Raw genomic sequence first — 20477 nt, 5'->3', positions numbered from 1 at the left:
GGCGGACCCGCGGCGCACGTGTCGCTCATGCCCGGCGCGAGCGTGCGGTGGACTCGCGGCGCGTGTGTCGCGCATGCCCGGCGCGGGCCTGCGGCAGATCTCCGGCGCGGGCGTGCACCACCCCCGGCGGAGCGAACCGGGGCGCCGCTCAGCCGAGCAGCCGACGGATCCACCGGTCCCGCGCCTCGACGGCGTCGTGCGAGAGGGCCGCCTGCGGGGCGAACCCCTCGAACGCATGGAAACCTCCGGGCCACACGTGCAGCTCGGCCTGTCCTCCGGCGGCCCAGATCGCCGAGGCATAGGCGACGTCCTCGTCGCGGAAGACCTCGGCGCTGCCGCAGTCGATGAACGCGGGAGGAAGGCCCGACAGATCGGTCGCGCGCGCGGGAGCGGCGTAGATCGACACGTCGTCGGTGCCGCGTCGCGCACCGAGGAGCGCGTTCCACCCCAGCAGGTTGCTGTCGCGATCCCACACGCCCACGCCCTCGATCTGGTGCGTCGACACGGTCGCGTCGCGGTCGTCGAGCATCGGGTACATGAGGGCAAGTTCCGCACCGGCCGCCCGATCGGCTCCTGAACCGGACACCGCACTCGACGCGCGACCCTGCCGCCGCCTCCTCCCATCGACACGGCGATCCCTCGGCCCACCTCTCGGGGGTCGTTGCATTCGCGCGAGATATCACTGCCCGAAGATCCCACTCACGATCTCGACCAGCTTCGCGGCGGCGTTCAGCATGCCCAGCACCACCGCGGCCTCGCGAACGGTGTCCAGGAAGGGGCGGGGGCGATCGTTGCTCTTCATGTCCACCACGTGTGCGGCCGCGGCGCGCGAGTGAACAGCGCGCGCGGTTTCCATCGATGCGGCGTGGGTTCCACTCCTGGTGGTCGGCGCGTGAGTGGATAGGCCCGGAGCGTGACATGGGGGATCTTTCAGGGCCCGAGCCGGGGGCCGCGGCGAGCGAGTGGGTCGCTCTCCTCCGTGCCGGTGACTTCGCCGCCGCGTGGCAGCTGACGACCGACGCGTTCCGCCTGGCCAACGCGCAAGCGTGGATCACCGGGCATCGCGGCATCGTCGGAATGTGGCCGGGTAAACCCAAGCCCGACGACCTCGCCCGTGCTCTCTCGCAAGAGCACGCCGAGCACGAACTGTGGCCCTACCTCGTCCGCGAGGTCGAACGGCAGGTGCGTGGGGTCGTTCTCGGAGTGCTGGGGGAGCGGCCGATAGGGACCTCGACCCGCCCCCGCCCGATCGCCCCAGACATCGAGCTCGTCCACGTCATCCCTCTCGATCAGCTCACGGCATCCGCCGACGGCGTCGCGATGTGGCAACCGGGCCAGGTGGTCGACAGCGTGAGCATCCTCCTCCAGCGCGCGTCGGACGAATGGCGGATCGCCGGTGTCGCGGACCACCTTCCAGTCCCAGGGTGGCCGCCCAGCTTCGAGAGAGTCGCCGACCTCGGTGACTGAGCGCTGCGGGTGTGGTTCCGGCTCAGGCTGTCGTCGACGTCGAGGGCGACCGCTCACTGACGGCCGAGTTCCAGACCCACGCCTGCAGCTGCTCCTGCCCCACGGTGAAGCGAATCCCGACCGCCCGCGACGTCCACCTACACGCCTCGGCGTCAACGCGCAGGGGAGTGGCCCCGAATCGCACCCACGCCCGCACAGGCTTGGGCTGAGGGTCGATCGTCACCGGCTCCGAGTCCAGCTCGAGCTCCGCTGGCGACAACGTCTGCAGCGGGCCCGCCGTCGCGGCCGTCTGCGCCAGGATGCGCTGGTCCATCAGCCTGTCGTAGTGGCGCGCGTATCTCCGGTTGCTGCCCAACGCAGCCTCCCTCGCATTGCCATGGCGCCAACGGCAACCGACCCCACGGCCACCCTGTGGCTCGTCGACGGAACTCCGACGCGACTCGTCTACGCGGGCCGGCGGTGGCGCGTCACCGATACCCCTACGCACCTCGAGGGGCCGGGCTGGTCGGCACCTCTTGAACCCCATGAGCCGGCGGCGGGCTGGCGACTCCAAGCCACCGACACGGCGGGGGCGAGCTTCGTATTCGACGTCTACCGTGTCGGGGATGCCTGGCACGTGCATCGCTCGTACGGCTAAGTCAGGGGGATCGGCCGGGTCGAGACCTCGACCCGCCCTCGCCTGGTCGCTGACGTCGAGGTCGTCCGCGCATTCCCCTCGATCAGCTCACGACATCCGCCGACGGGGTCGCGATGTGGCACCCGCGCAAGGCTGATCGCGGCGACCGGGAGGGGGTGATCACGACAAATGGGTCATGTACGGTTTTTTGTCAGAGTGGTTCGTGGGCGGACGCAAACGGCCTCACCGTCCTGGCTGGCTAACCGCGATTCGCGTAACAGCGGCGCACGGCGATTTTGATGACTATGGATTCCCAATTCGATGAACAGCGGCGCAGGGCGCTGGTAGCGATTGGGAGCACCCTCTACGCCGCACGAGCTGATAGGGCCTGGTCACAGGAGCGCGTGGCCCGAGAAGCAGGGATCTCCGTTATCACGTATTGCACACTCGAGCGAGGATTTTCGCGGGGAGGGGACCTCGCGAACCCCACGCTCGACACTCTCCTGAGGGTCTTCGCCGTGCTGGATATCGACCCCACGGCGGTTACTGCCGGGTCGGATGATCCCACGTCGGCACCATCCAGGCAAGAGAACTGACCCCATCGACGGCACTGATAGCCGGAAATAACGTTGTCCTCCCAACCAGCGGGCCCCCCGTCCGAGCAGGAGTAAGACATGCAGCAGACGATCAAACATTTCAAGACGCAGAAGCGGACGATTAGCGGAATCGCTGCTCTTGCAGTCGCCTCCGCGATCGGCGCCGCGACGGTACCGACCGCTGCCCTGGCATCCCCCCAGGAAGTGAACGACGTTCCGCCTCCGCTCTCCGCTGAGCAGATGTCCGAGCATCCCGGTGCTACGTGGTTCGCGGTCTCCGATGGAACTGTTTTCGGATCAGAGGACAAGCCCCTGATCCCGGAACCCGCGAGTGCACCAGACGACGGCACCGTTACTCCGTTCCTGATCAACGATCCGATCGCCTGGACGGCGTGCTTCGTCAATCACGACGAGGACTACCCGCTCGCCAGCTACACCTACTGGGGCGGGTCTGATCCCAAGATCGTCGAGTTGCAGTGCGGGTACCACAGCACGGCTAACGACACGGGACATGGATGGCACCACATCTCGGCAGGTCACGAGTCTCAGTGGCGAGACCGTATCAAGCAGCTCACGTCGGGAGATCCGACCGGAGCAGGTTGGGATGACCTGATGAGCTTCGCGAACGACTCGAACATCAGTTCGCCCCTCATTGACATTCCCCGGGGGTCGAACAACACCAGATGCGTAAGCGCACCCATCCTGATGTACGACCTCCAAGGCAACTACGAGTACACCTTCAACCCATCGGTAATCTTCTCCACGGATACGAACCGGGTCATCACATCGATTCCAAGTAGCACCCCCTCCTGCTAACGTTCGCGTTCATGCACGAAGAGCCACAGGTCGTAAAGGTGGTCGCCGACGAGTTCGGCGACCACCTTCCCGTGTGGTTTCCCCCGCCGATCTTTGACGACGCTTCGATGATGCCGGTATCAGCAGGCCTCGTTGAAGAGTTCCGCTACTGGAACCTCGTAGGTCAGGGTCGGGCTGGAAACCCGAAGGAGATAGCGGAGCACTATCGGGTCGGCCTACTCCTCGCCCAGCGACTTGCAGACGAGATCGGGTCCGCATACCGCGTCGAGATCTTGATGGCAGGAGAGCATCCTGGGTGGACACCGGTGACCCCTGCTGACTGAGCTCGGCGAGGCGAGGGCGACGCGGTGATCGTCGTCGGATGCGAGCGCACCGTCGCCTGGGGCGAAGGGGAAGACCGCCGACACGGCCGCGTCCTCGAAGCCGGCGCGATCGGCCTCGACCTCTCCCGCCCCTGGAGCACAGGCTGACGTCGCCCTCTCTCAGTCAGCGAGGCTCGAAGTATCCCGGCGCATCTGGCCGAGGAGGTGCGGTCCTCGCCGGTCGCGCGCGAGCAGGGCGACGCCCGCCGCGAGACCGCCGCCGGCGCTGCCCCCGGCGATCAGGAGCCGCTCGTGCTCGATGCCGAGCTCGTCCGCGTGCTCGGCCGTCAACACGAGCCCCGCGTAGCAGTCCTCGACCGGATAGGGGTCGGGGAACTCGGGCGCCAGCCGATACTCGACGGTCACGAGCACGGCGTTGTAGCGATGGAGCCACTCGCCGAAACCCTCGACGGCCATGAAGCGATCGCCGAAGACCATACCTCCGCCGTGGGTGTGGAAGATCCCCGGGCCGCGCCCCGTGCGCCCCTTCGCCTCGACGATCGAGACGACGATCTCGGCTCCCTCGTAGCCGAGGATCGTCACGTCGCGGGATTGCAGGTCGGCGGTTTCGAGGATCTCGTCGCGCGTCGGCATCCCGGGAAGGCTGCCCATCCGCATGAGGGGCAGCATCTCGGCGGTCAGGGTCGGGGGCGCCAGCTCGTTGATCACGCCGAGCATCGTCTCGAGTTCGGGGTCGAAGGGAGGACGGTTCGGGATGCCGCTGGCGGCCATGGTGACTCCTTCGTCGGGGACGTGTCGTCGCGTCCTCCTCGATTGTGCGCGCGAAGCTCCGCGCCGTCGTCCGCCAGGCGGCGGAAGAACCGCGGGCGCGGGCCGACGGGTGGCGGGTTCCGCGACGGGTCTGAGGGGGTCCCGGCAGGTGCCCCTGTCACCGTCTCGCGCTCAGTCGCTCGCCTTCTCGATGCCGCGCGTGCGGATCTCTTCGAGGTCGAGGTTCGCGAGGATCTTCCGCGCCACGAGGTCGTCGATCGTGCCCTCTCGGCGCAGGCGCAGTAGGACCTCTCTCTTGCGGTCGAGGATCGCCAAGCGCAGCCGCGTCGCTTCCTTGTGCCGGACGAGGGGGGAGCGCTGCGTCACGTCGATGTCGTCGCTCACCGCGATCATCTCGAGCCCGCCGGAGCTCTGCCGTCCCTCGTCATCGATGCCGGCCGGAGGCACGGGGCCCATCGTCGACGACGCGGACCCGTCGCTCTCGTCGTCGAGCGACGAATCCAGCGACGCATCGAGTTCGGCGAGGTCGCGCTCCTCGATCGCCCGCTGACGCGCGACGGCGCGCGCGTTGGCGAGTTCGAGACGCTCGTATCCCTCGCGGCGCGCGCGATCGCGCACGCGGTCGCTGATCCCGTGCTCGACGGCGAGGTCGTCGAGGGCAGCCAGAGCGGCACCCGAGATGGCGCGCTCGGCGAGCTCGTACTCCTCGATCGCGGCGTCGTCGTTCGGGAGCTTGGCCCAGCGGATGACGACGGGCAGCAGCGGCCCCTGCACGAGGAGTGTCAGCACGATGACTCCCGCGGTGACGAACACCACGGAGTCGCGTCCGGCGACCGGCGCCCCGCTGTCGGTCGTGATCGGCACCGACAGGGCGATCGCGAGAGAGACCGCTCCGCGGAATCCCGCGACCGTGCTCACCAGACGAGAACGGTGTCGGAGCGACCGCGTCGACCCGGCCGGGGGTCGGGAGAACGGGCTGAACAGCCACTGGAAGAGGTAGCGCACGAGGAAGAGCGCGATCCAGGCCGCCACGGTGATCAGCGACAGCATCCCGATCTCCGACGGAGAGATCTCGTGCAGCACGAGCTGGACCTCGAGGCCGATCAGCACGAACAGCGCACCGTTGAGCAGGTAGACGCCGAAGGGCCAGGTGGCATCCGCGGCTCGACGAGACATCGCGGTGGTGATCCGAGGCGACACCCAGGCCACGATGAGGCCCGCGAAGACGACCGCGAGCACACCGGAGGCATGGATCACCTCGGCGAGCAGGAACGACACGAACGGCACGAGCAGCATCGTCAGGTTGATGGTGAGGGTCGACTGCATGCGGCGCAGGGCGAAGTACGCCAACGCGGCGACCGCGATGCCGGCGGCCGCGCCGCCGAGGTACGACAGCAGCACCATGCCGGTGATCGACCAGGGGGTGACCTGCCCGCCGAGCAGCAGGGACACCGCGATCGCGTACAGGACGAGGGCCGTTCCGTCGTTCGTGAGGCTCTCGGCCTTGAGCTTCATGAACGTCTTGGCGGGGAGCAGCCGGCCTAAAGCGGCGACCGCCGTCGCGTCGGGCGGGGCGACCGCGGCTCCGATGACGAGCGCGGCCTCCCACGGCACGCCCATCCAGGTGGCGACTCCGGCGACGGCGAAGGCGGATGCCACGACCAAGAGCGTGCTCATCGGCACGATGTAGCGCAGTGAGCGGCGGACGGAGCGCATCGAGGTGGTCCACGCCTCGCGGAAAAGCATGACCGGGAGGAACAGCAGCAGCACCGTCTCGGGCGGAAGCTCGATCGCCCGAAGCTCCGGGATGAACCCCAAGGCGAGGCCGATGACGAGCAGCACCAGCGGCGTCGCGACGCGCAAGCGCGGCGCGAGGACGGTGCCCACCAGCATCGCCAGTCCGAGCAGGACCGTGACTTCGAGTCCCTCCATGCCTACCGCCTTCCTCCGTGCCCCACAGCACACAGCGTAGGGAGGGGTGCAGACATTCCCGTCACCTTTTCTTCGAGCAGTGGAGAGCGCCGCGTGGGTACAGCTCGTGCAGGAGAGGAGGGGCGGACGGGCCCGAAGGCTCCGCCCGCCCCGGGGTCAGCGTGTGGCGCGTGTGCGACGTCGAAGCACGACGAGGAACCCGGCCGCGAGAACCCCTCCGCCGAGAAGCGCGAGCGTCAGCGCCGACGTGCCGTCGCTCCCGGTCCGCGGCAGCTGCCCCGTGGCATTCGGCCCGGGGGAGGCGCTCGATGTCGGCTCCGGTGAGCCCGTCGGGTCGGGCGTCGGGGTCGGGGTGGGCTCGGGGGTCGGCGTGGGCGTCGGGGTCGGCGTCGGAGTCGGGGTGGGCAGAGCCGCCAGCGTCGCCTCCGCGTCGATGAGGCCGCTGCCGATGAGGTTCTCATCGACGACACCGGTGTAACCGGTCGGACCATCGATCGGACGACCGCTGCCCACCAGTGCGGCGCGAATGACCGCGGGCGAGGTGCCCTTACCGGCGTGCTGCACCGCCAGGGCCGCAACGCCGGCGGCGTTCGGTGCGGCCGACGACGTCCCACTGAACCGGAAGATCCCCGGGGGGTTTCCGTCCGGGACGAAGAACGACGTCCGCACGGCGTCCACCGCGACGACGTCGGGCTTGGAGATCACCTGCGGCTCGGGCAAGCGCGCGGCGGGAACGGCGTCGGTGCGCACCGGCTCGAACAGGTACGTGGCCGGTCCGGGGCTCGAGTACGGCTCGAGGTTCTCGGGCGTCAGCACCGACGAGGCGCCGACGGCGATCGCGGACGGGTCGGCGGCGTGACCGTACGCGGCGGGTCCCACCGTCACTCCGGCGGGCCAGCTTCCGTACTGCAGACCGAGCACGCCCCCGCTGTCGAGCGCGAACACGAGCTTCGTGCGCATGTCGGGGGCGCCGGCGACCGTGCGTACGAGCGCGATGCGGTAGTCGGCCGTGACGGTCGCGCCCTTGGCGGCACCGGTCGAGACGGTCGTCATCGAGAACGCGGTGTTCTCATCGACGAGACCGAACGTGCTGACGTGGTTCCCCTCCGCGTCGAACACGACGGCGAAGACACCCGTCTCGATGCCGTTCTCCGGGTTCGACCACTGCGTGTACAGCGGGAAGGTCGGACCGGCGACGATCGTCGCCTCGAGCAACGCGTTGGCGTCGCCGTCGGGGGCGAAGTCCATGCAGTCGACCCCGGTCGTCTGCGGCGGCAGGGTGTCCATCACGGCCTTCGGGCACGGCATCCCCGTGAAGGAGTCCGACTCCCACGCGCCGGTCTGCTGCCCCGCCGCCGGGCCGCTGCGCCCGATCGCACCGTAGTTGAAGACGGCGCTGAGGTACGTGACGCCCTCGCCGACGACCTCCGCCACGGCGGAGGCGAGCACGCCGCGCTGGTACATCGGCTCGTATCCGAAGAGCACGTCGTCGACGATCACGTCGGCCCCCGCGTCTTTGAGCGCGCGGACCGCGTCCGCCATCGCGGCGGGAGTGGGGCCGTCGGCATGGAAGAGCAGGGTGGCCCCGGGGGCGATGGCGTGCACGTTCTGCAGCATCGCGCGGCCCTCGTCGGTCGACGGGGCGGCGGCGTCGGCGAGCACGCGCACGGGAGTCGTGTACCCGCAGGGGTTGCCCGGTCCGGGCAGAGAACCGATGTTCACATCGTCCTGCGGGGTGGTGGAGGCATCGGCTGCCGTGTCGAAGGAGTCGGAGATGACCCCGACCGTGATGCCCGTCCCGTCCACACCGAAGGCTTTCCGTGCGGCGTCGGAACGCAGAACCGGGTCGGCCTCGGCGGGGATCTCGCGACAGGACGCCGCCGCGTCGGCCGTCGTCGAGGCGGTGCGTGTGGACGTCGCCGCGTTCGTCGGGGCGGAGGTCGCGGGACGCAGGGCCGGGGTGACCGAGACCACGCCGGGCAGGGCCGCCAGCGGTGCGAAGGATGCCGGTGAGGCCTGAACGACGATGGTCGGGAGCGACTGCGTCACCGCGACGACCGTCCCGAGGGTGGCGACGGCGTCGACGGCGGCGTTCTGAGCCGCGGCGTCGGCGAAACGCACCGACACAGTGACCTTGCCGTCGGTGACCTCGAGACCGCCGCTGACATTCACGCCGACGCCCGCGACGGCGCGCACCGCCTCGGACGCGTCGAGGTCGACCCCGGATGCCGCGAGGTCCCGCAGCGGAGCGGCCAGGACCTGCGTGGAACCCCACGCAGGGATGGCTTGCGGGGGCGCGGGCTCGGCCGGGGTCGCGGCTGTCGCGGGCAGGGCCAGAAAGAGGGCCGCCGCGGAACCGAGAGCGATCCCGCGCACCGCGAAGCGTTTCCAACTCGTCATGAAATGTGTTCTCCCCCGGGGCCTCGAAAAGTCGCCCTCAGCGATCACATTAGAGCCTCTCAGGGAACGCCCAGGCAAACGGTTTGTGACGCCGAGCTCGCGCGCGCTGTCCTTCCCATCGCACTGGCCGGGTCACCGGCTCCCGGCATACTCCCGCCACGCCTCCCCGAGGCGTTCGACCCCCGCCTCGAGCACCTGGCCGACCGCGGTCACCGGGATCCGGATGTGGTCATCGGCATCCACGTCCGAGGCGAACTGCGCGGACCCGGCCACCGACACCCCGAACCCCGCGGCGTGGCGGGCGAACGCGGTCGCCGAGCCGGCGGGCAGCTGCGCCCAGATGCAGAGGCCCCCGCGCGGGGGCTGCCAGCGCCAGCCGGGGAGATGGACCGTCAGCAATCGACCCGCGGCGATGGCGGCCTCGCGGTGCACCGTGGCGACGTCGCGACGCAGGGCGGGGGCTTCGGCGAGCAGGTCGAGCGCGAGCAGCTGCGCGGGAACGCTGGTGGACAGGTCGGTGCTCTGGCGGAGCCCCCGCAGGCGTCGCACGAGCACCGGGTCCGCCCGGAGCCACCCGACGCGCAGCCCCTCCCACGCCCACTTCGACAGCGACTCGACGACGACTATCGGCGCGTCGGGACGCAGCGCCGCGAGCGACGGCGGGGTGATCCCGTCGAACGAGACGTGGGCGAGGACGCGATCCTCGACCACCGTCACGCCGTGCTCGGCGGCGAGGTCCGCGACCCGTTGCCGGATCGCCGGACTCGTCTGCATCCCGGTCGGGTTGTGGTTGTGCGGGTTCAGGGCGATGAGCACGGGGCGACGCACGACGATGGCCCTCTCGAGCGCCTCGACGTCGATCCCGTCGGAAGTGAGACGGATGCCGTGGACCTGGCCGCCGCGGCGGCGCACGGCATCCGTGAGTCCGGGCCAGGCCACTTCCTCGGTGAGGACGGTGTCGCCGGGGGACACGATCTCGTCGACGAGCAGGCTGAGCGCCTGTTGCGCGCCGTGGGTGACCAGGACCTGCGCGGGGGTCGTCGGGGTGCCGTCGGCCGTCATCGTCTGGGCGATCAGGGCGCGCAGTCCGGGGAGTCCCGCGGGGTCGGCCTCGACGGTGGTGGCGTCGAGCACGGGACGGTGGCGCTGCACGATGTCGACCGCGAGCGGCGAGATCGACGGCACCGCGCGCAGCAGATCGATGCTCGAGGGCAGGGTGGCGTACAGCGCTTCGCCGCGACCGGCGGCTTGTCGCGTGGCCGCGGGCACGGTCCCCGCAATGCGCGTCCCGCTTCCCTGGCGGCGATCCAGGATGCCGTCGTCATACAGCCGCGAGTACGCGCTGACCACCGTGCCGCGCGAGACCGCCACGGTGGCCGCGAGCGTCCGTTCCGAGGGGAGGCGATCGCCGCCGCGGAGCTCCCCGTCGCGGACCAGCCGGGCGATGGCCTCGGCCAGACTCGCCGCGAGGGTCGCGTCGGTGCTCGCCCAGCGGCCGAGTCGCGCTGCGAGGCGCTCGGCCGAGACGATGGCCGTGCGCTGGTCCACCAGGGCGGAAGTGGCTCTGTCGACGAGGGTCATAACCCCCGATTGTGGGCCAATGACCCGTTTCGAATCTCCCGAATCCGCCTTTCTCAGTCCACTGGGTGCCGATTGGACCATCGTCCAGTTGCTCGAGTGGATCGGCGCCGACGACGTGCGGTGCCACGACGTCCGCCTGCTCGGGATTCTGGATGCCATCGACCGGGCGCTCTCCCCGTCTTCCGCCGTCGTCATGGCCGGCGTCGTCACGCTCGTGCGGTCGCTCGCGATGCGTGTGGCGGCTGAGCCGGGCGTGGGGGAGCGGACCCTGGGGGAGTTCGTCGGTGCGAGCGAGCCGGAGGATTCTGCTCCTGCCGGAGTCGATGTTCTCGTCCCGGTGTGAGGCGCGGCCGCGGCGGGGCCGTCGTCGCCGCTAGAGGGAGGAGCGCGGCGTTTTGCGGCGCGCCAGCACCTTCGTGAACAGCACGAAGAAGAACGCCCAGAGCAGGATGCCGACCCCCAGGAACGTCGTGATCACGCCCGCGTAGCCCCAGACGCTGTCGAGCGTGAACCACCCGCTCAGCAGGAGGGCGGGCAGCACCGTGACGGTCATGATCGCGAAGTGCACGAGGGTCTGCTTCCGCATGCCCCACGCATCGATTCCGTAGATCACCGAAGCTCCCGAGACGGCGGCCGCGATCACGCCGACGGCGAGCGTGGCGCGGCCGTCGGCGGTCTTGCCCTGGACCAGAAGCGCGACGCCGATCGCGGTCATGATCACGAGGGGGATCCCCGCTCGGAGGAGGACGGCGGGGAGGAGCTTCATAGGGTCAGCATAGGGAGGGGTCCTTGGTCGCGGGAGGGATGCCGCGCTGGTGAGGGTGATCGGCGTTGCCTGCGTCGGGGAAGCTGCGGCGGGGTCGGTAGCCGGGAGGGTGGGTGCGTCGGCTTGTCGTGGCATCCGTTGGCCGGGGGAGCCGCGTCGTGCGCGGGGTGCCGGTGAGCGTGTCCGTTTGCCACGGCATCCGTTTCCGTCACCCATCAGCCTGAATCAGCGAGCCCAGGCCGATGTCGGACCCCCTCGCTAGCGTTGGATCATGGACATCACGGCACCTGCGAACGGCCGACCGACCTCGGTCGTGTCGTCGTGGGGCGTCCCGTGGCCGAGCGACGATGACCTGCTCGCCGAGGCGGATTCGGTGTGGGCGATCGAACACGGTCTCGCCGATCCCGGCCCTTTCTCCGACCCGATCTCGGGCGAGAACGGGAGTGTCGATCTCGCGGGTGAGGTGGGCTTCGAGGGAGAGCTCAGCCCTGCCGGGCTTCTCGAGCAGCTCACCCACCAGGTGCGCGATCGCCACCGTGCCACGGCCGCGGAATACCGCCTGATCGCCCTGCTCCTGCGCGCGGCAGCGGCTGATCCGGTTCCGTGGGTCGGTCCCGACCCGACGCTCGACGTCGAGTGGAGCGACTCGCGGCGACGCTCGGTCGCCGCCGTGCGTCGCGACCGCCGCGACATGGCGGAGCGTGCCGTCGTCGCCGAGATCGCGACGCGGCTTCGACTGTCGGAGCAGACCGTGCGCACCCGGGCGGCGCACGCCGAGATGCTGCAGAGCCGGTGCCCCGAGGTCTGGACCGCCTTCTCGGACGGGCTGCTCTCCGAGCGTCACGCGGTCGAAGCGGCGCGGTTGGCGACGTCGCTCCCCGACGAGGCCCCCGCCGAATCGACGCTCGGGTGCGATGACCCGGTTCCGGATGCCGAACAGTCCGAGGTTCTCGCCGAGGGGCTCCTGGCGGGGGTCACGTCCGTTCCGGATCCGTCCGCGAACTCCTCCGACGAGGCGCCATCGGCCCCAGAGGCGCATGAGTCGTGGCGTGCTTTCGACGAGGGCGCTCTCGACCGCGCTCTTCGCCTTCCGCCCGCCCGCTTCTCGGTCGCGGCCCGTGCGCTTCGAGAGCGTGTGCACAGCGAATCACTCGAGGCCCGGCATCGCCGCGCGGCCCGTGACCGCGGAGTATGGGTCACCCCCGAACTCGATGGCATGGCGACGCTGACCGCTCTTCTTCCCGCCGACCGCGCGCACGCCGCTCTCACGTGCGTGGACCGGATCGCCCGCCACCTGCGCGTCGCGCCCGACGAGGAGCGGACACTCGCACAGTTGCGCGCCGACGCCGTCGCGGATCTGCTCACGTCGGGTGCGCCCACATCCGCGGGGCTGTCCGCCGGAGATGCTCTCATCACGCCGCGTGCGCCGACCTCCGCGGGAGCTCCTGCCGTCGCCGGCACTCGGCCTGCTGCTCACGCTCGGCCTGCTGCTCACCCTCGGCCTGCGGAGGGTGTCGCGACTGCCGAGGGTGCTCGGTCTGCCGCGGGCGCTCCGCCCGGCACGGGTGCTCGGCCTGCCGCGGGCGCTCCGCCCACCGGTGGTGCTCCACCCGCCGCGGGTGCCGCACCCGCCGCGAGCGGTCCGCCCGCCGCCGATCCTCTCTCAGTCGATGATGCCGACGCGCCCGGAGACGCCCGTGGCGGCCCCGCCCGCGAGACACCGCCGTCGACCTCGTTCGCCGCGCGTCCCGATCGTCGGCCGACCGTCGTCGTCACCGTTCCCGCGCTGACTCTCCTCGGTGCCGGAACCGAGCCCGCGACGCTGGATGGGTACGGCCCGATCGACCTCGACACCGCCCGGCGTCTCGCCGGCGAAGCGAGGTCGTGGGTTCGTGTCCTCACGCATCCGCTTACGGGGGTGCCCCTCGCCCTCGACCGTTCGACGTACCGCGTGCCGACGGCGTTGCGTCGATGGCTGGGTGTGACGTCCCCGACGTGTGTCTTCCCCGGCTGCGGACGCGCCGCCCGCGATTGCGATCTCGATCACCTCACCGCCTGGCGCGACGGAGGCGCGACCGATGACGACAACCTCGCGCCCGAATGCCGACATCACCACCGTCTGCGTCACGAGTCGCAGTGGGAGCCATCCCGCGACCCCGGCACGGGCGAGATGCGGTGGACGTCTCCGCTCGGAGCCGAGATCCCCGAGGGCCCGCCGCCCTTCTAGCTCCGGGACGGAGGCTCGGGAGGGGGGAGATTCGAGACGGAATGGGGCTCGGAACGGAATCGGGCTCGGGATGACGCAGGCTCGGGACGGACTCAAGCTCAGGACGGAATGAGGCTCGGGACCGACTGAGGTCTGGGTCCAAGCAAGGTCCGGGTCCAACCAAGGGCTGGGTCTAACCGCGGTCCGGGTCCAAGCAAGGTCCGGGTCTAACCGCGGTCTGGCTCTAACCGCCGTCCGGGTCCAACCGAGGCCGGGCCCAACCGAGGTCCGGACCCAACCACCGTCCGGGCCCCTACCGAGGTCGGGCCCGGACCCAACCGCCGTCCAGGCCCAACCGAGGTCGAGGACCGACCGGGGCTCCGGCACCACCGCGATCCCGCTCTGCGCGGCGGATTCCCGTGCGACGCTGGCTGCCCGGGCGAGACCCCCGCACGCCCCTGGTTACGATCTCCCTATGAGCTCGCGCCCCGACACCGACGGCGCGACTCGCCCCCGACGGCTGACCGGCCGTACCCGGCTGCTCATCGTTCTGCTCACCGTCTTCGTCGGCATCCCGTTGGTGCTGTTCGCGTGGATCGGAGGCGTCTTCCTCGCCGAGGCGTGGGGATTCCGGATGTCATCGACCCAGGTCCTCGCGTGGATTCTCGCCGCGATCACCGGCGTCGTCGTGTGGCCCCTCGCCCTCCGACGCCTCCGGCGCGAGCTGTGGAGCCGTCAGCACGCCGGCGCGGACCCGAGGCCGAGGGGCGAGGGCGCCGGTGCGGCGCCCCGGGCGTGGCCCGGCCCCGCGGGCTCGGCCCCCGCGCCGTGGCCCGGCCCGCGGGCACGGCTCCCGCGCAACCCCCGGCGAAGCGGGCACAGCTCCCGCCCTGACCCCCGGCGCAGCGGGCCCGGCCCCCGCGCCAACCCCCGCGCCAACCCCCGGCGAAGCGGGCATAACTCCCGCCCTGACCCCCGGCGCAGCTGGCCCGGCCCCCGCGCCACCCCCCACCGAAGCGATCGTCCGCGTCGTGATCGTCGTCCTCGGCGCCGTCGGCATCATCGCGCTGAGCGGCCCCCTCGATATCGTCGACGCGGTGGCGTCGGCCGGCGCGACGGTGGCGATCGGTCCGCGTGAGAACGGCCTGCTGTTGCAGCTCGCCGCCACGATCGTCATCTTTCTCCTCGCGGCGCCCGCGCTCATCGTCACCCAGCGCGCCCTTCGCCGCATGCCCGTCGACGACCCCCGCCGTCGCGGCTGGGAAGAACGACAGAACTGGTGGTTCGCGGCCGCCACCGCGTGGGTGGTCTCCCTGCTCGTGGGCTACCTGCTCTCACTGGCAGCGCTCATCACGATGTGAGGATGAGCCGAGACGAGGGATGCCGAGAGGCACCGCCACGGCGAGCGTCGAGACGGATGCTCAGCTCTCGCGGACAGGCTTCCCGCGCCGCACTCACGCCTCCGGCGTCACCCCCACCTTCGCCTTCGCCCACGACCGCCCGCGCGTGTCCTTGAGGATGTCGTACTCGACGTCGACGTGCGGCTCGATCGCGCTGTACTTGTCGTTCGGCGCGCCGATGACGAGCTGGAAACCGAGCCCCCGCCACGCACCGATCGCGCGCTTGGTGAAGTGCGCGTCGGCCTTGATGAGCGCCTCGTCGAGGAACACCGGGGCGTACCGGGGCCGTTCGGCTCCGGCATCCCCGAGCTGATACCGCAGGGCCGCGCCGACGATGAAGGCGATCAGTTCCTGGGATTCGCCGCCCGACTTCTCGCCGATGTGGTCGTACAGGGCGACGTGCTCGCCGGTGTCGGCGCGGAAACGCTCGGCGCTCACCCGCACGTGATTGCGCACGTCGACGAGGTCGGCGAAGTCGGGAGCCGTGGGCCGGATGCGATTGATCAGCCGCGCCATCCGCCCGTAGACGGCCTCGCGCTCCTCGTCCGACCCGGCCGCGTCGATCGCCGCCCGCACGTCCCGGAGCTCGCGCCGGAACCGCCGACGCACCTCCGACTGGTTCTCGCGCGGCACGATCTGCAGGCGGTGCTCGTCGTCGTAGAACGGCAGATCCTGCATGATGTCGTTGATCGGCGCGATGCGCTCGCGAATCTCGCGAAGCGCCCGCGTGAGCGCCGAGTCGAGGCTCGTGAGATCGTTCCCCGACAGCCGCAGCAGCGAATCACGCCACTCCGCCTCGAGCTCGTGCAGACCGCTGGCTTCGAGATCGGCAAGGATCCGCTCGAAATCGCCGAGCGACTCGTCCGGGTCGGCCAGCAGGTTCGGGCTCGGCCACCGGTCCGTGAACGCCGTGAGCGTGCGCCGCAGGCTGTCGCGCTGATCGCCCCAGGTCTCCTGCGCGGAGCGCTGCTCCTCGAGCAGGAGGCGGGACGCGCTCTCGAGAGCCGCGTCGAATCGGGCGAGACGCTGAGACGGCGAAGAATCCTCCCCGGAAGGCGCGACGAAAAGCCCGTCGAGGTACGCGGCTTCGTCCGCCGACAACACCATCTCGGCGTCCTCGGCCCGCTCCAGGCGCTCGTTCGCGCTGTCCACATCGTCGGTGATCTCGGCCCATCGCGCCGCCAACGCCTGCTGCTCGGTCTTCGCCCCGCCGATCTCTTCGCGCAGCCGCGCGGCACGCGCCCGCGTCCCGTCGATCTGCTCCTGCAGCTCCGCGATACGCGGGTTCCCCGCGGTGATCTCGACGATCGTCTCGTTCCAGCGATCGAGCTCGCGCTGGACGGATGCCGTGTCCACCTGGTCCCACGACAGATCCGCGATCTTCTCGTACGCGCTGCGCCGTTCGTCGAACGCGTCGAGGGCCGCCGCGGCCTCGTCGACCGCCGCCTTCGCCGTGGCGAGGTCGCGCCGCGCGGTGACGATCTGCTCGCCGAGCTCGGTCAGGCGGACGCGACTGGAGAACCCGAGGATGCTCTGGCGCGTCGACCCGCCGTGCGCCCCGCGCGCGCCCTGGCTCGTCTGGCCCGAGATCGTCAGGGCGAGTCGATGCCCCGTCAGCTCGGGGGCGCTGTCCACGCACACGAACGCGAACTGCTGCTCGAGCCGGTCCTGCAGCCAACCGGTGAAGGGGGAGCGGCGGTACTCCAGGCGCCCCGGCAACGTCGCGGGGTCGAGACCCGTCCGCTCCGGCAGCCCCGTCGACACGCCCTCGAACCGAAGGCGCTCGCTGAGCCGCACGCCGTCGATCGCGGAGCGGAACGCCGAAAGGTGTGCGGCATCGACGAGCAACGTCGTCGCGAATCCGCCCAGGGCGAGGGTGAATGCCCCGCGCCACGGCTCGAACTCGGTGCGGACGTCGACGAGCTCCGCGACGAAGGGCAGCTCGGCAGCGGTCAGCCCCGCGGCCTCGGCCAGCGCTTCGCGCGCTTCATGCAGACGCGGCGGGATGTTGTCGTCGCGGGTCTGAGTGCGCCGATGCTCGGCCTCGAGAGCGGCGAGCTGCTGGCGCAGGTCGGTGTGCCGACTGCTCGCGGCGACGAACGCGTCGCGCACCGCGCTCTTGGCATCCGTGTCGGCGAGCGTCCGACGAGCGTCGGCGACCAGGGCGTCGAACTGTTTCGCCGAGGAGACCTCGACCGACAGCACCGCGAGAGCCGCCTCGAACCGCTCGCGGTCGCGCTGCATCCCCGCGAGGCGCCGCTCGAGTCCCCGGAGTTCGCGCTGAGCGGCATCCAACCGGTCGCCGCCGGCCGCGCGCAGCACGTCGCCGAGTCCCTCGCGCTCGGCCTCGGCGGCATCCGCGAGAGCCTGCCGTTCGCGCACGAGCGCATCGGTGGCGTGCGTGCGCTCGCGCAGCTCGTCCTCCACGGCGCCGAGCAGGTCGACCCGCCGCTGCGCGCGCCAGAGCGAGGCGCGCGATTCCGGATCGCCGAAGCGCCCGAGCGCGTCGATGAGCCGCAGCCGCTCGGCAGCCTCGTCGATCCGCGTCTTCATCGCGCGGATCGGCTGCAGCGCCCGCACCTGCTGCCGCGCCTCGATCATGCGCGTGCGCGTGGACTCGAGCCCGTCGAAGTGCGACACGACCGCATCGGCCACCGCGAGCGTCTCGGGCTCCTCGAGCACCATGCGCTTGTACAGGTCGTCGACCGTGGTGATCTGCTGTCCGGCCTGGATGCGCGCGAGCAGGCTCATCGCCTTGGTCCCGGCCCCCGCCGCGCCGATGCCGAGCACCGCGTGCAGCCGCGCCGAGAACTCCCGGTCGGTCGCGAGGGTATCGAGGCCCGTCGCCCGCACCGCGGCATCCGACAGGTGATTCTGCGCCGCCGACTCCAGCGAGCGCAGATCGAACGCCCCGTGCACGGTCGCGCGCACCTTGACGGCGTCATCGAGCGTGCGGGCCGCCGCGGGGATGTACCACGCGCGCACCGCCGTGAACCGGGCGCCGTCGTGGTCGGCCCACGTCATCGCGATCGCCGTCCACGTGTCGACGCCGTCGCCGCGGAGCACGCGCACCTTCGTGCCTTCGTCGGTGCGCGATTCGTCGAGTTTGCCGCGCCCGTAGGAGAGGATGTTGCGCTGCTCCTGCCCGCGCGGACGCCCCACGACCGCCCCGTTCGACGCCCCGTTGAAGGGGGTCGTGTGCGGCATCATCAGCGCCACGTACGCGTCCATGAGCGTGGACTTGCCCGAGCCCGACCCGCCGCACAGGAGGGTCGCGGTCGGCGCGAAGCGCACGCGGTGCGTGCCGTCGTACCCGCCCCAGTTGATCAGCTGCAGGTCTTCCGCGACCCACTGCTGTCCGCGCGAGGCGGCGGGGATGAGTCCGAACAGGGTCTCGAGCATGGTCATGAGAGCAGGTCTCCCTGGGGTGTCTCGGGGGAGGAGGATGCCGAGGAACCCGCGGTCTGCTCGTCGAGCCAGGCCTGCAGCTCTCGGAGCGTCTCGGCGCTCAACACGATCTCGATGAGCGGTCCGATGCGGTAGCGCCCCTCGGACTCCTCCTCGATGATGCCCTCGCGATCCAGCCGCGCGATCGCGGTGCGCACGGCGCGCTGCTGGCTCGCGCGCGTGCCGTCGGTCTCGGCGAAGTACGTCAGCACGGTCTGCTCGACTTCTTCGACATCGACGCGCGCGGATGCCGTGCCCGCGGTCGTCTCGCGCTGGAAGACCGTGCGCAGGTAGACGAGCACGAGCGTCTCGGCGCGGGAGTACGCCTCGTCCTTCAACAGGATCGGCACGTCGACCTCGTCGCTGCGCACCTGCTCCTTGTACGCCACCCCACGGGCGTGATCGACGACGAGCCGCACGAACAGGTCGTTCAGGCGCGACTCGATCATCTGCTGGTGCTCGAGCAGGAGCTTCCACTCGGCGGGGGAGTTCTCGGCGAGCAGGAACCGGCGCTGGAGGATCCGCACGAGCACCCGCCGCACGTCGGCGTCGAGCGTGCCGCGATCGCCGGCGAACAGCGCGTCGGGGTCGTTCTCCATCGCGACGGGGGAGATGAACGCGGAGGTTTCGGGTCCGGTCGTGTCCACGTCAGTCATCGGAAGTACTTTCTCTCTCGTTTCCTGCTCGGACCGCCCCGAACGCGAACCGCCGCGTCGTCCCGTCGGGGCGCACGGCCTCGACGACGGACACCTCGTCCGTCTCGGTCAGACCGCTCCGGTGCACGATCTCGAGCAGACCCACGAGATCGACGGGGCGGCGGGTCTCGGCATCCGCTCCCGAGAACGCCTCGGCGAGGTCGAACCCCTCACCCAGACGCGCCACGTACGCCTCGAGCTCGGCGTAGTGCGGCCCGCCCCACGCGCGCGTGTCGGCGTCGACGAACTCGACGTCGTCGGTTCCGGATGCCAGGGGCTCGGGGGCTCCGGCAGGTCTGATGTCGCTGATCGACTGGCGCAGGTGCCCGACGTCGGCGAGCGGCAGCGTCCGCACCGGTTCGACGCGCCCCGGCGCGCGGGTCTGACTCCAGCGGTGGAGTCCGGCCATGACCCCGCGCAGCAGGTCGTCGACCTGGCGGTCGCGGATCGGGTCGTGCGTGCGCACCTGCGCGGTGATGACGTGCGACGCGCGCCGTTGGGCGGTGAGCACCTCCTGCACACCCGCTTCGACGCGGCGGGCGATGGCATCCAGTTCTCCGCGTTGCTCGGGGGTCATCAGCCGCGAGAAGGGCTGGGCGAGCACGGCGTGGAGCTGGTCGGTGAGGTCGTCGATGTTCTCGGGATCGCCGATCAGGCGAAGCGCCCCCTGGAACGCGCGCCCCTCGGGGGTCGCCTGCATCACCTGGCGGCCCCGCTCGAGGTACTCGCGCAGGACTTCGCCCGTGGGGCGCACGTCGCGGCGGAGCTCGGCGACCACGTCGCGCTGCATCGCGGCGATCGACTCCGCCACCCGCGAGAAGTCCGCGGGGAGCTCGCGGGCGAGGTGGATGACGTTCTCGGCCTCCTCGAGCAGGTGATCGTCGTCGAGGGGTTCGACGATGCCGTCGTCGAGGGCCGCGATCTCGGCATCCAGGGCCGCGCGCTCCTCGAGCAGGGCCTCGCGCCGGCGGACGGGGTCGCTCTCCGCGTCCCGGGCCAGACGATCGACGGCGTCGAGCAGCGTGCGCACGCGCGACCGGGAGACACGGGCGCGCCCGCCGCCCGCGCGACCCGCGATCTCCAGGGCGCCGACGGCGTGTGCCGAGAGGCGGTAGACCTCGACGTCGTCCTCGATCTGCAGCCCCAACCAGCCCACGCGTACCCAGCCGCGGCAGATGTCGCGCGCCGAGCCCGCGGGGATCCGGCGATCGTCGTCGGTGTCGTAGCCCGCCGCGCGCAGCTCGTCGATCGCCTCGGCGACCTCGACGTGCGCGTCCGCGACGGCCACGGCGGGACGGTCGGGAGTGAAGACGATGGACAGCACGGCGACGACGAAGGGGGCGAACCGCCCGTGCAGAAGGTCGAGCGTCGGATTCTTGAACGCCGTCACCGAGCGCAGGTACGCGGCTTCGGTGCGGGTGGTGGTCACTGAGGGGAGTCTACCGGCGCGCGGGGACGGGC

General features: G+C 70.8%; 18 protein-coding genes. 7 read left to right on the top strand and 11 right to left on the bottom strand.

What is annotated here, in order from left to right; translation table 11 throughout:
• Positions 1–148 precede the first annotated feature (148 nt).
• A complete protein-coding gene (locus MTES_RS00850) occupies positions 149–538 on the bottom strand; it encodes an alpha/beta hydrolase (RefSeq protein WP_013583266.1) in 390 nt (129 codons plus the stop codon).
• A gap of 141 nt (positions 539–679) precedes the next feature.
• On the bottom strand, positions 680–802 hold the full coding sequence (locus MTES_RS19945; protein WP_269453418.1) for a hypothetical protein: 123 nt from the start codon (positions 800–802) through the stop codon (positions 680–682).
• A 116-nt stretch (positions 803–918) separates the two neighbouring features.
• Here MTES_RS19945 and MTES_RS00845 point away from each other — a divergent pair, with 116 nt between their 5' ends.
• Positions 919–1467 carry a hypothetical protein gene (locus MTES_RS00845; protein ID WP_013583264.1) on the top strand — a complete coding sequence of 183 codons (549 nt, stop codon included), beginning with the start codon at positions 919–921 and terminating at the stop codon, positions 1465–1467.
• Between the two features lie 22 nt (positions 1468–1489).
• On the opposite strand, the gene MTES_RS00840 is transcribed toward MTES_RS00845, so the two are convergent.
• Entirely contained in the window at positions 1490–1780 is a 291-nt protein-coding gene (locus tag MTES_RS00840; RefSeq protein ID WP_197535499.1) for a hypothetical protein, read from the bottom strand.
• A 63-nt stretch (positions 1781–1843) separates the two neighbouring features.
• On the opposite strand from MTES_RS00840, the gene MTES_RS18685 reads away from it, so the two are divergent.
• The 3 genes from MTES_RS18685 (at position 1844) to MTES_RS00830 (ending at position 3818) form a co-directional block, all read left to right on the top strand.
• Entirely contained in the window at positions 1844–2104 is a 261-nt protein-coding gene (locus MTES_RS18685) for a hypothetical protein (RefSeq protein WP_013583262.1), read from the top strand.
• Positions 2105–2757: 653 nt separating this feature from the next.
• The gene (locus tag MTES_RS00835; RefSeq protein ID WP_013583261.1) at positions 2758–3495 is read left to right on the top strand and encodes a hypothetical protein; all 738 of its coding nucleotides are present in this window, start codon (positions 2758–2760) and stop codon (positions 3493–3495) included.
• 11 nt (positions 3496–3506) lie between these two features.
• Complete coding sequence (locus MTES_RS00830) at positions 3507–3818, top strand: hypothetical protein (RefSeq protein ID WP_013583260.1); 312 nt, start codon at positions 3507–3509, stop codon at positions 3816–3818.
• A gap of 159 nt (positions 3819–3977) precedes the next feature.
• Here the strand turns inward: MTES_RS00830 and MTES_RS00825 are convergent, their stop codons facing one another.
• From MTES_RS00825 to MTES_RS00810, 4 genes are all read right to left on the bottom strand, one after another.
• Positions 3978–4589 carry an alpha/beta hydrolase gene (locus tag MTES_RS00825; RefSeq protein WP_013583259.1) on the bottom strand — a complete coding sequence of 204 codons (612 nt, stop codon included), beginning with the start codon at positions 4587–4589 and terminating at the stop codon, positions 3978–3980.
• 171 nt (positions 4590–4760) lie between these two features.
• Complete coding sequence (locus tag MTES_RS00820) at positions 4761–6521, bottom strand: Na+/H+ antiporter (RefSeq protein ID WP_013583258.1); 1761 nt, start codon at positions 6519–6521, stop codon at positions 4761–4763.
• A 156-nt stretch (positions 6522–6677) separates the two neighbouring features.
• Positions 6678–8921 (bottom strand): S8 family serine peptidase, encoded by a 2244-nt coding sequence (locus MTES_RS19680; protein WP_013583257.1) that lies wholly within the window; start codon positions 8919–8921, stop codon positions 6678–6680.
• Between the two features lie 132 nt (positions 8922–9053).
• Positions 9054–10502, bottom strand: coding sequence for a PLP-dependent aminotransferase family protein (locus tag MTES_RS00810; protein ID WP_013583256.1), 1449 nt, complete (start codon positions 10500–10502; stop codon positions 9054–9056).
• Between the two features lie 19 nt (positions 10503–10521).
• On the opposite strand from MTES_RS00810, the gene MTES_RS00805 reads away from it, so the two are divergent.
• Positions 10522–10845 carry a hypothetical protein gene (locus tag MTES_RS00805; RefSeq protein WP_013583255.1) on the top strand — a complete coding sequence of 108 codons (324 nt, stop codon included), beginning with the start codon at positions 10522–10524 and terminating at the stop codon, positions 10843–10845.
• A 30-nt stretch (positions 10846–10875) separates the two neighbouring features.
• Here the strand turns inward: MTES_RS00805 and MTES_RS00800 are convergent, their stop codons facing one another.
• The gene (locus MTES_RS00800) at positions 10876–11268 is read right to left on the bottom strand and encodes a DUF3021 domain-containing protein (RefSeq protein ID WP_013583254.1); all 393 of its coding nucleotides are present in this window, start codon (positions 11266–11268) and stop codon (positions 10876–10878) included.
• A gap of 271 nt (positions 11269–11539) precedes the next feature.
• Here MTES_RS00800 and MTES_RS18265 point away from each other — a divergent pair, with 271 nt between their 5' ends.
• Positions 11540–13495: an HNH endonuclease signature motif containing protein gene (locus MTES_RS18265; protein ID WP_013583252.1), complete on the top strand. Its 1956-nt coding sequence runs from the start codon at positions 11540–11542 to the stop codon at positions 13493–13495.
• A 1010-nt stretch (positions 13496–14505) separates the two neighbouring features.
• The gene (locus tag MTES_RS19015; RefSeq protein WP_013583251.1) at positions 14506–14835 is read left to right on the top strand and encodes a hypothetical protein; all 330 of its coding nucleotides are present in this window, start codon (positions 14506–14508) and stop codon (positions 14833–14835) included.
• 93 nt (positions 14836–14928) lie between these two features.
• Here MTES_RS19015 and MTES_RS00780 read toward each other — a convergent pair whose 3' ends face one another.
• Genes MTES_RS00780 through MTES_RS00770 form a run of 3 tightly spaced genes read right to left on the bottom strand, consistent with a single transcriptional unit; the run spans position 14929 to position 20445 of the window.
• Positions 14929–18282, bottom strand: a complete 3354-nt coding sequence (locus MTES_RS00780) for an ATP-binding protein (RefSeq protein WP_013583250.1) — start codon at positions 18280–18282, stop codon at positions 14929–14931.
• The gene (locus tag MTES_RS00775) at positions 18279–18977 is read right to left on the bottom strand and encodes a DUF4194 domain-containing protein (RefSeq protein WP_013583249.1); all 699 of its coding nucleotides are present in this window, start codon (positions 18975–18977) and stop codon (positions 18279–18281) included. Before MTES_RS00775 ends, MTES_RS00780 begins: the two co-directional genes overlap by 4 nt.
• Positions 18970–20445: a DUF3375 domain-containing protein gene (locus MTES_RS00770; RefSeq protein ID WP_013583248.1), complete on the bottom strand. Its 1476-nt coding sequence runs from the start codon at positions 20443–20445 to the stop codon at positions 18970–18972. The genes MTES_RS00775 and MTES_RS00770 overlap by 8 nt, the downstream gene beginning before the upstream one ends.
• Positions 20446–20477 lie beyond the last annotated feature (32 nt).

The sequence above is a fragment of the Microbacterium testaceum StLB037 genome (genome assembly GCF_000202635.1).
GTDB lineage: Bacteria > Actinomycetota > Actinomycetes > Actinomycetales > Microbacteriaceae > Microbacterium > Microbacterium testaceum_F.
This window is presented reverse-complemented; position numbering and strand designations above follow the sequence as displayed.

What these genes read in the sequence shown, in the direction of transcription:
- MTES_RS00805 (WP_013583255.1), top strand. Translation starts at nt 10,522, where the DNA reads ATGACCCGTTTCGAATCTCCCGAATCCGCCTTTCTCAGTCCACTGGGT.
- MTES_RS00825 (WP_013583259.1), bottom strand. Translation starts at nt 4,589, where the DNA reads ATGGCCGCCAGCGGCATCCCGAACCGTCCTCCCTTCGACCCCGAACTC.
- MTES_RS00780 (WP_013583250.1), bottom strand. Translation starts at nt 18,282, where the DNA reads ATGACCATGCTCGAGACCCTGTTCGGACTCATCCCCGCCGCCTCGCGC.
- MTES_RS18265 (WP_013583252.1), top strand. Translation starts at nt 11,540, where the DNA reads ATGGACATCACGGCACCTGCGAACGGCCGACCGACCTCGGTCGTGTCG.
- MTES_RS00830 (WP_013583260.1), top strand. Translation starts at nt 3,507, where the DNA reads ATGCACGAAGAGCCACAGGTCGTAAAGGTGGTCGCCGACGAGTTCGGC.
- MTES_RS00835 (WP_013583261.1), top strand. Translation starts at nt 2,758, where the DNA reads ATGCAGCAGACGATCAAACATTTCAAGACGCAGAAGCGGACGATTAGC.
- MTES_RS00840 (WP_197535499.1), bottom strand. Translation starts at nt 1,780, where the DNA reads ATGGACCAGCGCATCCTGGCGCAGACGGCCGCGACGGCGGGCCCGCTG.
- MTES_RS19680 (WP_013583257.1), bottom strand. Translation starts at nt 8,921, where the DNA reads ATGACGAGTTGGAAACGCTTCGCGGTGCGCGGGATCGCTCTCGGTTCC.
- MTES_RS00800 (WP_013583254.1), bottom strand. Translation starts at nt 11,268, where the DNA reads ATGAAGCTCCTCCCCGCCGTCCTCCTCCGAGCGGGGATCCCCCTCGTG.
- MTES_RS00845 (WP_013583264.1), top strand. Translation starts at nt 919, where the DNA reads ATGGGGGATCTTTCAGGGCCCGAGCCGGGGGCCGCGGCGAGCGAGTGG.
- MTES_RS18685 (WP_013583262.1), top strand. Translation starts at nt 1,844, where the DNA reads ATGGCGCCAACGGCAACCGACCCCACGGCCACCCTGTGGCTCGTCGAC.
- MTES_RS19945 (WP_269453418.1), bottom strand. Translation starts at nt 802, where the DNA reads ATGAAGAGCAACGATCGCCCCCGCCCCTTCCTGGACACCGTTCGCGAG.
- MTES_RS00820 (WP_013583258.1), bottom strand. Translation starts at nt 6,521, where the DNA reads ATGGAGGGACTCGAAGTCACGGTCCTGCTCGGACTGGCGATGCTGGTG.
- MTES_RS00810 (WP_013583256.1), bottom strand. Translation starts at nt 10,502, where the DNA reads ATGACCCTCGTCGACAGAGCCACTTCCGCCCTGGTGGACCAGCGCACG.
- MTES_RS00775 (WP_013583249.1), bottom strand. Translation starts at nt 18,977, where the DNA reads ATGACTGACGTGGACACGACCGGACCCGAAACCTCCGCGTTCATCTCC.
- MTES_RS00850 (WP_013583266.1), bottom strand. Translation starts at nt 538, where the DNA reads ATGTACCCGATGCTCGACGACCGCGACGCGACCGTGTCGACGCACCAG.